This is a genomic window from Pseudalgibacter alginicilyticus, from assembly GCF_001310225.1.
In the GTDB taxonomy this organism is placed as follows: Bacteria; Bacteroidota; Bacteroidia; order Flavobacteriales; family Flavobacteriaceae; genus Pseudalgibacter; species Pseudalgibacter alginicilyticus.
Map to the genome: position 1 here is coordinate 1172176 of NZ_CP012898.1, position 14064 is coordinate 1186239.

Here is a 14064-nt window from a genome sequence, read left to right on the forward strand (position 1 = left end):
TTCATATTTTTAAAAGTTTAAGTTAAGTCCACAGGACAAAGACTGTATTTGAGGATGAAACGGTTGATTGGTAACATTATACGGTCTTTCTGGATCAAAACCGCTTATATAGTTCGTAAAAGTTAAAATGTTTTCTGCACTAAAAAACAATCTTAATCTAGATATGTTTAATCTTTCTATAACTTCTTTCGGTAAATTATATGATAGTTCTATGTTTTTTATCCTGAAATATGAAGCGTTCGTAACATAATAACTGGATTCCAAACCATTCCTTTCCAAACTCTTTGTAAGTCTTCTGTATTTGGTTGAAGGATTATCAAAAGTCCATCTATTGTCCGCTTGAAATTGCTGAATGGAGCTATTACTTCCATTATTTAAAAACTTCTGAAGATATCCATTTTGATAAGCTTCCGCTCCGCCAATACCTTGACCTATGATATTTAATCCCCAGTTTTTATAAGATAAGTTTATAGTACCTCCATAATAAAATTTAGGTACAGACCTACCTATAATAGTTTTATCATCTGAGTTGATAATTCCATTGCCATCAATATCCCTGAATTTCTCATCCCCAGGCCATACTCTAGGCATAATACCACTTGGGTCAGCATTTTCATCTTTCAGTTGATAATCTCTATTATAATGCTCAATGGATGGGTCGCTATCATTTTGCCAAGTAAAATCATCTACTTGATAAATGTCATCAACTTTGTAGCCATAAAAGCTCGCAAAAGGGTGGCCTACTTGACTTCTTAAAACATCAGATTGATCCACAAAATCCAAGCCTCCTAAATCGGTAACTTCATTCTTCAGATAGGTGAAGTTTGTATTTATAGAATAACTAAATCCATTTTTATTTGGCTTACTAGTATAGCCAAGGGATAACTCAAAACCTTTATTGGTCATGTCTCCGATATTTTGGTAAGGACGTTCTGAAACACCTAGAGACGTTGGAATAGTTACTCTCGCTAAAATGTCATAGGTTTTCTTGTCAAAATATTCAAATGTTGCCGATACTCTATTAAAAAGTTCTAAGTCGAATCCTAAATTGATTTGTTCGGTTGTTTCCCATTTTGTATCTGGGTTAGCTAAAACAATGGTTCCTCTACCAGAAACTACGCTGCCACCAAAGTTATAAAATTCACTACCACTCATTTGGTCAGATGCTGCGTAATATGAACCAATACTTTGATTACCCAATCTACCCCACGACCCTCTCAATTTTAAAAATAAATAATCTAGAGATTTCATGAATTTTTCTTTAGAAATTACCCAACCCGCAGAGATAGATGGAAAATTACCCCATTGATTTTCTAGAGCGAACCTTGAAGACCCATCTCGTCTCATGTTTAATTCCAGTAAATATTTGGATGCAAAGGAGTAATTTAAACGACCAAAATACGATACAGTTGAACTCTCATTAGCATTACTTGTTAAAAAATAGGAATTAGGATCCCCTAAATCAAAAATTGGTTGATTAGATGATAAATCGTCTACTTTAGCATAATCTGTTTGGTAAATTCGTTCTAATCTTTCGTATCCTAACAGAGCAGAAAAGTTATGTTTTTTAAGTCTCTTAGAATAGTTTAATGTTGTGGTTAATGTACTGTTGGTTGTACTAGTGAATCTTTTCTCTAAAGAGGAATCCGTTAAACTTGGTGACTCTCCTAAAATGTTTCCCGCAAAAAACATCTCTGGAACAAACCTTTGGTATTCTAAATTATATTTATTGTTTCCATAGGTAAGTTTTGCTTGCAAGTTTTTAATAGGCTCTATTTGCATATAGTATTGTGTAATTAAAGATTTAGTAGTACGATCAATACCACCACCAAAATCTTTTGCTCCCAAATATCTCCCTTGTCCAGAATAGTAGGTAACACCTTCTTCGTCTGGTAACGACTCTACAAACGTTGTAGCATTTGTGGCAGATAGTACATTCATTAAACTGGCTGTAGAAGAAATTAATTCATCAACAACTTGATCATAACCAGATAAAGCAACACCAATTTTAACCTTTCTGTTCAAAAAATAAGAATCAAACCTGGTTCTATAAGTTACCTTGTCTGATTCAGTACCTTTAAGAATTCCTTTCTGATTATAGTAACCTACTGAACCTGTAAATGTAAAATCCTCAGTCCCTTGTTTAACATTTAAGAAACTATTTTGAGTTAAACCATCTCCTAAGAAAATACCATACCAATCTGTGTTAGGTCTTATAGGGTCAATACCATACTTAAACAATTCTATATCCTCTCGAGAATATTGATCTTGTTGACCTACATTTCTTAAGGCTTCATTTGTTAATTCAGCATGCACCCAAGAATCTAAAGTTTCTGGTAATTTAGTCGCATATTGTACTGCTGTAATTGTATTAAAATCCAAAGAAAGTTTACCAACTGAGGCTCTTTTAGTTTTTATAACAATGACCCCCGCTGAAGCCCGTGACCCATAAATGGAAGCTGAAGCAGCATCTTTTAAAACAGAAATACTTTCAATGTCAGCTGGATTGACATCACTTAATTGCCCCGGAATATCATCAATAATTACCAAGGGGTCATTATTATTATCTATAGAAGAAATTCCTCTAATTCTTATGGTAGCGTTGTCATCTCCTGGGCTTCCAGAACTTTGTGTCACACTTACCCCAGCGACCTTACCTTGTAAAATTTGACTACTAGAAGTTAAGGGTCTTGATTCTACGTCTTTTAATTCAACGGTTGAAACAGCACCAGTAACCTCTATTTTTTTCTGACTTCCATAACCAATTAGAACAACTTCGTTAAGTTCTGAGATTTCCTCTTGCATGACCATTTTCAATTCAGTTAAACCTTTGATATTTATTTCTTGTGGGACATATCCCAAATAAGAAACCCTAATAATTTCGTTGTCTTCTAGAGGTGCAATAGTAAATTCACCATTAAAATCGGTTAGAGTACCTATGGTCGTTCCTTTTACAATCACGATTGCACCGGGTATTGGTATTCCAGATCCATCTACAACAAGACCCGAAACCCTATTATGTTGTCCATAGCTAAAGGCGCACAACAAACATGTGGCAATTAATAATTTAATGTTCTTCATGTGTTAAAATTTTAGTTGTCGTTAATAATTTATAGTTAGTTTTATTTTTAGTAAGGTTTCTCATTGTATTCAATTGTTTTCGAATTATGTTATAAATATTTCAAATAATGACACTGGAATATTCTTTTTATTAGAATAGAATTCTATGGTCAGCATGTTTGTATTAATAGTTTTAGATAATAAGACCGAGACTATTGTTTGATGATTTTCAACTTCCTCGAATATTACTTTTCCTAGCTGATCTTTTATTTTAAAATGTCTCACACAAAATGGCATTACACTCTCGGGATGACCGTAAAGAGAGGATTCCATAGGGTGGTCAAAATCTGTATCAAAAAATAATTTGATTGATTTTATACTCTGAACCGTTTCCCATTTCAGTGTTATTTTAGGTTTTTCATCATTTAAATTCGCCGCCCAAGCATTCGTGCCTAAATAAGGTCTTACAAAACCATTGCATAGATTGTCCTTACCATATATATCTAAAGCTGGACTTATAGAAAATGCCAGATTATGACCTTGTGGTCTTCGTTGTGGAATCCAAAACTCAAAAGTGTCAATCCCAATATTAGATGGAGGTGTTTGCATTCCATTATTATTTACCGCTTTGTTTTTTCCATTGAATAAAGACAGTATACCTGTAATACGCTGTTCACTTGTGCGAATTGAAACATCTTCATTTTTTAGGAATGTTATAAATGCATATTGATTTGTTTCTAAAGTTGTATTAAATGAAAACTCAACTTCCTGTACTCCAACTGCCAATTGAATTTCTTTGCTCTCTAAAATAACATCTGGTGTATAATGCCCTGTATTCTTACAAATCCTAAGTTGTACTTGTACCGCTGTAACTTTTTTTGAAGAAAATTGAAATGAATAACTATACTTAATTCCGGCAATTAAAGGTATTAACTGAGCAGTACCCTTGTCTAAAACAACCCATGCACCATCGGGCTTTAAATGACTAAATTTTAAGGTACTAGATGTACTAATCATTGCTTTATTAACCAAATTAGTATCTTGGTTTATAGCAACCCCTGGAATACTTTGCCCATTTAAACTTAAGGTTTGTTGTAGTTGTGTTATTTGATTTTTTTCAATTAAATCCGATGGTAATATTTTATTCTTAATACATTGGGCCGCTCCGTACCCAATAGACTGACCACTATGCGCTGTGGTTGCCATTACACGTGTAGTACCAAAGGCCACGTGCGTGGCACTCATAATACGACCTCCAATAAATAAATTTGAAATGTTTTTGCTTATCAGAGAACGTAATGGTATTTGGTAAATCCCTTTAGAATGGTATTGAGTACATCCAGGTTTACTATCGTACACACCATCAGCAGGATGTAAATCAACCGCCCAACCACCAAAGGAGACCGCATCATCAAAAAGACGTTGTTCAATGACATCTTGTTGTTTCATCATGTATAAACCTTCAAAACGTCTACTTTCCCTTTTTCCAGGTATAGTACCTACCCATTCAAGCGTTAAGTTTTCTGCATCCGGAAAGTTGCCTGAATTTTTTATATAATCCCAAACTCCATATACAACTTTCCAAAGTTCCCATTTAATGTCCTCAGATTCGTGAGTAGTGTCTTTTCTGCCTCCATACTCTAACCACCATAACCTACATCCTTGTGATGTAGAACTAATATCTTTATATCGAGGAATTTTAGTTATATCTTTTAATGCAAATTCTGGAGCAACATATTTTATTGGTCTTCCAGCATCCTTGCTATAAAAATAAATGGAATGTCCCAAAAGCTCACCAAAGGCAACATCTGGCGCAAATTTTTCACCAAACTCCTTAACCGTTTCTGCCCCCATTCTAAATGCTGCTCCAGCTTGAAAAGCAACTATACCATCACCTGAAGTATCGCAAAATAAGTGACCTATAATTCTATAAGTTGTTGAATTTTGACTGCAAAATGCAGCTATTTCACTAATTGTTGTGGAGTTAGATTTTGAAACTTCGTAAACAGAAGTATTCAATAATAGAGTGATATTCTTTTCATTAGTAACTTTTTCAAGTAAAATTGTATCAAAAATTAGGGTATTCCCTTCTTTATTACGATACATGTTTTCTACCAATATTTCATCAATGATACCGCCTTCTCTTGCCCATCTATTATTGTTCCCCATATGCGAAGTCGCCCCTAAAATCCATAATCTTACCTCACTAGAAGCATTCCCTCCCAAAACCGGCCTATCTTGCACAAGAGTCACAGAAATACCCTCGCGAGCGGCAGAAATGGCAGAACAAACACCTGCCATTCCACCACCTACTACTACTAACTCAGAATTTATAACTACAGTTTTATTACTTCTGGTGTTAATATCAAAATCTTTAATTATCATACTTATTCTGTATTTTTTTTAACGCCTTTTTATTTAAATTTTTCTTGATAACGAATCCACCAAGAGTCGTAACTAAAAGTCCCATACCACCAACTAGAAAGACTCCATTTTCAGCAACAATAGTTAATGAGAGGATTAACGCCCCTGTTGATGCGACACCAATACCAATAACGCGCCCCCCTTTTTTATTAATCTTTTTTGAATCTTCCTCAGGAATATCGGATACTAATTCGACATTTTTTATATAATCTTGATAAACTGTTTCACTACCTTTTGTAGTCATAAAATACAGTTCCGTTATAGCTAATAACACTATTGGAATACCTACACCAAAGCTCATTTCTAAAGTCCTACTCAAAGTTATATCTAGGAATTGAGGTGCTAAAAACTTAAAGAAACTATTAATAGATAATGCAATTATAGTAACAAACAATGCTGTTTTACCGGTTTGTCTACTCGAAAACATAGCCCATAATGGTGGTAAAAACATCGCACCTCCTGTAATTGCTGCCAAAGACAAAACAAATTCTACAACACCACCTAATAAGGGCACCAATAAGGCAACAACTATAGTTATTAAACCTAAAATGATTGTTGATAGCTTCGCAACTTTAATTAGTTGATTTGCATTAGCATTTGGTTTAAAATGTTTATAAACATCATTAGTCAATACACCGGCCGAAATATTTAAAGTTGTGTTTACGGAACTAGATGTTGCAAAAACCATCCCTCCAAGTATAAGTCCTAGCATGCCAACAGGCAATACTTCTTTGCACATTAATAAATAGGCCCCTTCATTAGCAAGGCCTTCTAAATTAGGGTTCAGTACTCGATAAATCATAGGAGGTAGCATCCAAACAATTGGACTTACTAAATACAGCGCTCCAAAAAGCCATCCCACTTTTTTTGCATCTCTGGCCGTTGAAACACTTGTATATCTTTGTACATAAGCCCAATTCCCTGCAATAAAAAAAAGATTATAAAATCCAAAAGCTACAATAAAGCCCCATGAATACTCTTCATTCACAAGATTGAAAAAATCTACAGGAGCTTTAGCTACAAAATTATTTATTCCACCAATTTTATCTAAGGATAATGGCACTACTATTAATACTGCGGCGGTAAGAACCACAAATTGTAATACATCTGTAACTATAACGGCCCAAAGACCTCCAACAGCTGTATAAATGAGTATTAACACTCCCAAAACTATAATACTCATTGTAATCGGCACTCCAGTGGACACCTCTACTATCTTCGCCACTGGATATAAAAAAGCACCTGTTGTAAATAAAGAGATAACCAAAAACAAATAGGTATATACTTTTTGAGTACTGTAACCCAATCTGTTTGTAATAAATTCTGCAGCCGTTAGAGCCTTAGTTTTTCTCCATTTAGGAGCAATAAAAAATCCAATAATAAATCCAGCAATAGCCATAGTTAATTGTATAGTGACAGCTACCCAGCCACTATTGTAGGCTATAGAGCCCCATACTACAAAAGTTCCTGCCGAGAAAAAACTCATGAATAGAGATAAACCACTCATCCACCAAGGTAAATTACCTCCTGCAGCAAAATAGGATTTCATATTTTTTCCAGAATTGGAAAAAGAAAGGCCACAAATAAAAATAAGAATTGTAAATATTATTAATATACCAAAATCTATAGTACCCAAAACAGTTTAGTTTAATTTAGTTCAATCAAAAATATGTATTAAAAGTTCTTTAAAGTGTAACACGAAATGAAATAAAATCGAAAACGATACCGAAAACGATACCATTTACCGAAAACGTTTTCGGTAATATGCTCTATTTATAATTATTTGACAAAATGTATCAATTTCGTATAATAAACGAAAAGAGGTTATGACTTTTACTCGGATATAAAATTTAAGACCGCCTGTGGTTCATCAAGGGACAAAATAATATTATATGATTTGTGTTATTCTATTTTTCTTTGTAAACCCTTGTTAACATAAGCAATTTTTAAATGTAATGGGTTACCATCTTTATTTCGAACTCCATTTTTTAAATTAAAATTTTTCAGAGAACATTGAACTGAGTAACTTCATTTTGCCCTCAATATAAGATTCAACGAACTGAAAATAAATTATACATTTTTATTCAACCTAAATGTATGGAATATGTCTGAAAACCCTAACCCAATTATGGAAGCATTTATCTTTCATTCGGATTGAGCTTCTCAATATGCTAGTAGCTATTTGTTTAGTGATATTAAATGAACCACCTCGAGGCAGAGCCATCGAAGTAGTTTGTTTTTTGATAATTTTCAATATACCTTTTTTATATTTCTTGGTATGAAGATGATGATATTCTATTAACTGTACTTTTACAGCCTTATAAGGATTTTCAAAATTATAATCTGTTGCTTCGGTTATATAAATAGTTGTAGAATTAGCATTTTCCACTTTAAACCCAGATTTAATAATTCCCTCTTCCTCATCTACTATTTGTTCAAGATAAGAAATATAGACTTGTTCGTTCAGGTTCAGCAGTAACACTAAAACTAAAATTATTATTTGATTGACCTTTGATTATCGGGTATGAATGACTAGAAATGTATCAACGTCTATATGCACCGTGATTGATTTTAAAAAATTACTGAAGCTATTGCTTTTTCAACATCTATTTCTCTACCACAGTTATAAGAAATAGATTTAAAAGAACCTTAATTCAGGTATAAATCAGCTAGTAGTCTATATACTTCTTCCTCAGAAGATTCCATTAATTTTTTTCTTTGTAGTTTTAGCGTTCTCGGGAATTTCAATATCCTTTAGTTTTAATTTATCAGCTTCTCTATACTTTCCTTGAAAATTAAGTTTTTCTTTTTCTGATAATAGATATTGTGTTTTTGAAATTGCTGCAAAGGAGTTTGTAGTAAGGCTCCATACTTGTATCTTCATTTAAATATATATCCACAATTAATTGTGCAAAAAATCATTCCTCAGAAACATCCATTATCTATCGACAATGCTTATTCCCTATTCGTGTACTGGATAATTACACCATTATTTCCTATCTTTCTCTTGAGCAAAAAGTTGAAAAGAGAGAAGAATAAAAAAAGAAGAATATCCCTAGTTTTTATATGTCAAAGTTTTATTCAGCAATTCGTTTGCTTATTTGTAATTCATTAGTAACATTATATTCACTGTTTGCTTTTGTTTCAAAACTTACTAATTTGTTTTTATATTTCAGTTTGCAAATTCCTTCATTTTCCGATTTTATATAAACTTTTATTAACTTACCATCTTCCCAAATCAAATCCACCTTATAGCCACCACGAGCGCGTAGTCCTTTTATTGCACCTGTTTTCCAAGTAGCGGGTAATGCTGGTAACACCTCGATATAGCCGTGATGACTTTGAATCAACATTTCTGCCACCACACCTGGAAAAGCAAGGTTTGGGCCCAAATCGTATACATCGTGTCCTCCACGCTTATGTGCTCCAAAAAAGTTTGGAAATACCTGTCCCCTCATCAACAACTCTATTTGTTCTCCTGCAAGGTTACCATCCTTAAATCTCGCTGCAAGGCCTATGACCCAAGCTCTTGACCATCCTGTCCATCCACCACCGTTGTCTAAACGATGGTGAAGTGAATTTTCAGCAGCTTTAAATAATTCCGGTTTAGCTTCAGTAATATCTCGACCTGGGTATATGGGATAAAGGTGAGAATTATGACGATGACCAGGGATAAATTCTTCATAATCTTTGTCCCATTCTTGCAATTTGTTATATATCTCACTTATTTTATATGGAGCCAATTTAGAAATGGTTTTTCTAATCTTTTTTTGTAGTTGCTTGTCAACACTCAAAATTTCAGCAGCTTCTAGTGTGAATTTTAATGTTTCATAGATTATTGCTTTTGAAAGAGTTATGCCATTTGCAAATTCATAGTGCTCACCATCCAATATAAATGCGGTTTCTGGCGAATAAGATGGACCTGTAACTAGATACCCAAAAGTTGGATGTTTAATTAAGTTATCCAAATAAAATAATGCCATTTCTTTTAAATAAGGGTAAGCATGTTTTTCTAAATATTCTTTATCATTGGAAAACTCATAATGACTGTAGAAATGAGCTCCAAACCACCCTCCTGCGTCATTCCATGTATCATAAATAAATTCTGGATTATAATTAAAAGCTAAGCCTCTGCCTGGAAAAACAGCTCCATTTGATTGATAAACTTTTTTCGCTACTTCTTTACCCGCAGGTAAAAACCGTTCTAACATTTGTAGCATTGGCAAATGTAATTCTGGCAAATCAATAACTTCGGCACTCCAAAAATTCATCTGTTGATTTATATTAGTCGTTGGTCTTCCATACCAAGCTGGATATAAACTACCATTCCAATAATTGAGTGCTGGTGGCATAGTACCTTCCCTTGAAGACGAAATAAATAAATATCTATTATAATTAAAAAAAAGGGAAATAAGTCCAGGGTCTGTCAATTGCCCCTTGTAACTTCTTGGATCTTCTATTCGATTTCGAATATTTCTTAGTCTAACATCAAGAGGGTACTTTGTATTTGTATTTCCATTTCCTAAATCAAAATCGACTCTATCATAGTATTTTTTATAGTCATTAATGTGATTGGCATGCACTTGCTCATACCCTTTTATTATAGCCTCATCAACAATTTTTTCGGCGTAATTTGACAGGTCTTTTGTGTAAAAATCAGTTACAATATGTACATATATAATAGTTTCTGAACTTTTACTGATTTTTAAAGAATTACTTGAAGATTTACAAATACCATCGGTAACCACTTTAAGATGAACTTCAAACTTATTACCATTATCGCTTGCTTGCCCCTTCATCACCAAATAATTATCTCCTCTCACCTCAGTTATAGCTGGATATACATTTATCAATGCCTTAGGAGGGCTTACAAAATTCCCAATTAATTCACCAGTCATGACGGGACGTTTCATTTTGATTTCAAAAGATAATTTTGAATTTCCTTTTGCCTGCAAACGCATAGCCAAGATTTTATCCGGATAAGAGGCAATAACCTCTCTTGAGTAATTAGATCCGGCACGTGAAAATTGAGAATTCACTACAGCTGTTTTCAAATCCAATTCCCTTCGATAATTTTCCTCTATTTCATTTTCCGAATCAAAATACAGGTAAATATCTCCCGCTGTTTCAAAACCGTGTTCTGTAGTTGTTACATTTTCAATAAGGACACCATCTTTACCTGTATATTTTTCTTTTTTAAGTGCATATAATAGTTCTTCAGCTTCTTTATATTTACCGTCAAAAATTAATTCTCTACCTTTCATTTTTCGCTCTACATAGTCCGGCGCTATGATACGGGGTTTTGGAGTTCCAGACCATATGGTCTCTTCATTTAACTGAATGCGCTCAACACGAGTTCCTCCAAAAATCATGGCGCCCATATAACCATTTCCCACAGGCAAGGCTTCGTGCCAATCATTAGCTGGATTTCGAAACCACATTGAATGTTCACTTTGCGATTTTATTTGAATACAGCCAAAGAGAATTAATGATATTGTAATAACTTGCCTAGTGTACATATGCATAATCATTTTATTTACTTAGGGTACCAATTTTTGATTTTATAGTTTTACCGTTAAGATCCAATCCTTCAAATTGATATTCTATAATTTTTGTATTGTCATTAATATCTATTGTAAATTCATAAGGATAACCAACGCGTGATACACTTTGCCATTCTCCCTCATTAAAACTATACTTTACAGTTACTTTATTGAAAATATCGTTATTAGCCGCTGTCATAAAATAGACACTTGAAAGCCCTTTGCCCATATTAAAAATCACTGCTTGATCGTCATGAAATCCTATTTGAGAGAAATCTTTAGACCAAACAGGGGTGCTGGTCATAAGGGACTTCTGAAATTCTGCCATAGGTTCTGCGCCAACAATAGCAATAGCGGTTATCCCCTTAGGCGAAACATCTATATTTATTTTCCCATTTACCAAGGTCTTTTCTTCTACTACTATATTGTCTTTCCACACTTGACATTTATAAGTCCTATCCTTTTCAATACCAGCTTTTTCTAAATCAAATGTTATTGTAGCATTTACCTCGTCTTTATATTGATTTGTAAAAGCTACATACAGTTTATTGTTACCTCTAGCCGCAATATAATTTAGTTGCAAATTATCTGTTTCTAATAGTTGTTTGGGCATGTATGGTATGACACCTTTATCTTTGTAGAAAGTACCACTATTAGCACCATAAATCAAGCTACGACAATAAGCATATCCCTCAGCATATTCAGGCTTCATATTAATTTTTTTATCCGAAGCATAATAGGCTTCAGCCATCATATAGTCCATTAATGAGGCTACCATTGACCAGGGATGATTAAAATGCATAGAGGTATGACCATTTAACTCTTCAAAAGAACGCAAAGGGAAATCATATTTCTCGAAAGCAGTTGTTCTACCTGCATTTATATGATAACCAGGAAAGTTTTCATACCGTCCGATAACTGCATTTCTTGCCATATCATGCAAAAACTTATCTCCGGTTTCTGCAGCTATCCGCATCATAAATGGAGCATAATTAGCCATAAAAATAGCTCTATGCCCGTCAGAGGTAGGAGTTGATTCCGGTGTCAATCCATGCTCTGAAACTCGCCACGCTTCAACAGCTTCTTCAGGAATTCGCATAGTAATCCAACGATTATGGCTTCGATACCTCGGCACTGAATCTCCAACATTTACCGTTACCATACTTTCTGGGATTTTTGGTGAAACCCAACAAAATCGAGTATATTGACGGATTCCGTCATATGCAGCATCAAGATACTTTTTATCTCCAGTAGTAAGATACATTAAATATAATTCCATATACTGGTTGGTGTATGAAGTCCAAAAAAAGAGGCCTCGACTGTGTTCATCAGAAAAAGTTGTTTGTTTTTTGTAAACGCGTTCATCTAAGTATTCATCAGCTTTTCGTATAGCATCCTTCAAATATAGTTTTTCCCCTGTAGCTCTGTATAAATACATGGAATTCTGCCACCTGTCACCATAGAGCATCGCATCAAGGTTGAGAGACCGATTAACCTTATCCTTGTAAATTTTCTTTGCCACATTTAGGAAGTGTGACATTCTATTCTTTGAATAGGTAAAGGTTGTTGTCAGGTCTGACATTGGCACTCCGGGACCTTTGAGTTTTGAAGAAGTACCATCTCTTATTATTTCAGAGTTGGTTGAAAATAGAAATCTTTCTCTTGTTAATCCATATTCAATCATTGGACGAGCTCTTTTTTTAAATATCTCTATATTATCTGTTACGTGTGCTATTGAAAGGGGGTGAAGACCTGAAATGTTTTTTACGGCACCAGGTACATCTGATGAATAGTCACTTCCTCTTAATTCTTCATTAAAAGCACCATATTTACTCATGCAATAGTCCACCATATTTTCAAATGTCTTATTTAAGGTTGTTGTTGCATTTCTACGTATATCAGAAAAATTATATATGTTATATGCACATTCTTCAAAAGCTTTATCAATATTATCCTTTAATATAAACATATATGCCTTGAACTCATATTTATTATTTGCTTCCATTTTGGAATTTACACCTCCTAATACAGGAGAAAAAATGGAGGATTGTGCCAATCCTTTTGGGTTTCTCACCATTACCCCAAATTGGGAATTGTTGGTAGTAGGCATAGGCATAAATGGAATATGCTCAGGAGCCCCAACTAGTCCATATGTAGTTCCAGAGTGCGACACAAAAGTAGAAGGGAGTTTTGTTCTATAAGATTCGGAAAGATAAGGAGCATTAGGAAAACGCTTTTCAGACCAAATATCCGACTGCCAAATTTCATCACAATTAGTAATATCAAATTCAGGAGCACCAATATAACCAATAGAATAATACCCCTCTTTTTTAGCCGTAAAATCGAAATGAATTGAAGGGTAGTCTTCGTCTTGGTTAATGGTTACGTATGCTTTAAGAACCCCGAGATTATTTTTAGGGAAAATCCATTGAATTAAATCCCCATTCACAACAACATCTTCGGCAATTAGAGTTTTGGAAATTCCAGCGTTAAACATATTGGATGTTCTATTTTCCTCAAGTCCTCTGTCTATTTCAGGGTTAAACCCATCCATTACGTGTTCTTTGGGGTCAATTATAACTTTCTCAGATTTGCCCCAAGTTGGAATATGATATCGTACTCCTATTTCTTCATATGGTTTTTTATTATACCCAAAATCACCGTAACGAAGCTTTTTCCCAGGATTCTCTTCACTATAAATAACTGTAAAAATAGGTTTAAACTCTAATAACGAACCATCATTACGTTCAACAACTACGTCCTTACCTTTTAAGCCTAGCTTAAATTTTTCATTTTTGACTATCTGCCCTTCACATGCACTTATAATAAGTGCTAGGTTTAGGTAAAGGAATATTCTTCTCATTTTCTTAAAAATTAGTTAAAACTTATAGAATGTTTAGTATACTTCAAATCAAATATATCCTTTCAATTATGATATTATTAAATTTCATCTATATAAATCATCGGTAACGATACCGAAATCGTTTTTTTTTACCGAAATCGTTTCCAAAAAAATGGTTCTTTCTAGAATTTTTCA

The 14064-nt window shown here is 33.9% G+C and carries 7 protein-coding genes; all 7 read right to left on the minus strand.

All coding sequences use genetic code 11. The features are described 5' to 3' along the window. Positions 1–9: 9 nt before the first annotated feature. Positions 10–3081, minus strand: a complete 3072-nt coding sequence (locus APS56_RS04805) for a SusC/RagA family TonB-linked outer membrane protein (RefSeq protein ID WP_054725377.1) — start codon at positions 3079–3081, stop codon at positions 10–12. 84 nt (positions 3082–3165) lie between these two features. Next, positions 3166–5445, minus strand: coding sequence for an FAD-dependent oxidoreductase (locus APS56_RS04810; RefSeq protein WP_054725379.1), 2280 nt, complete (start codon positions 5443–5445; stop codon positions 3166–3168). Beyond that, positions 5435–7120: a sodium:solute symporter family protein gene (locus tag APS56_RS04815; RefSeq protein WP_054725381.1), complete on the minus strand. Its 1686-nt coding sequence runs from the start codon at positions 7118–7120 to the stop codon at positions 5435–5437. Before APS56_RS04815 ends, APS56_RS04810 begins: the two co-directional genes overlap by 11 nt. 453 nt (positions 7121–7573) lie before the next feature. After that, positions 7574–7966, minus strand: coding sequence for a hypothetical protein (locus tag APS56_RS04820; protein ID WP_054725383.1), 393 nt, complete (start codon positions 7964–7966; stop codon positions 7574–7576). A gap of 210 nt (positions 7967–8176) precedes the next feature. Further along, positions 8177–8368, minus strand: a complete 192-nt coding sequence (locus tag APS56_RS04825) for a hypothetical protein (RefSeq protein WP_054725385.1) — start codon at positions 8366–8368, stop codon at positions 8177–8179. A 193-nt stretch (positions 8369–8561) separates the two neighbouring features. Next, a complete protein-coding gene (locus tag APS56_RS04830; RefSeq protein WP_157757606.1) occupies positions 8562–11003 on the minus strand; it encodes a glycoside hydrolase family 95 protein in 2442 nt (813 codons plus the stop codon). A gap of 13 nt (positions 11004–11016) precedes the next feature. Next, a complete protein-coding gene (locus APS56_RS04835; RefSeq protein ID WP_054725393.1) occupies positions 11017–13890 on the minus strand; it encodes a hypothetical protein in 2874 nt (957 codons plus the stop codon). Positions 13891–14064 lie beyond the last annotated feature (174 nt).

Excerpts from the sequence above, each read along its gene's own strand:
- APS56_RS04830 (WP_157757606.1), bottom strand. The coding sequence starts at position 11,003 with ATGTACACTAGGCAAGTTATTACAATATCATTAATTCTCTTTGGCTGT.
- APS56_RS04825 (WP_054725385.1), bottom strand. The coding sequence starts at position 8,368 with ATGAAGATACAAGTATGGAGCCTTACTACAAACTCCTTTGCAGCAATT.
- APS56_RS04810 (WP_054725379.1), bottom strand. The coding sequence starts at position 5,445 with ATGATAATTAAAGATTTTGATATTAACACCAGAAGTAATAAAACTGTA.
- APS56_RS04835 (WP_054725393.1), bottom strand. The coding sequence starts at position 13,890 with ATGAGAAGAATATTCCTTTACCTAAACCTAGCACTTATTATAAGTGCA.
- APS56_RS04805 (WP_054725377.1), bottom strand. The coding sequence starts at position 3,081 with ATGAAGAACATTAAATTATTAATTGCCACATGTTTGTTGTGCGCCTTT.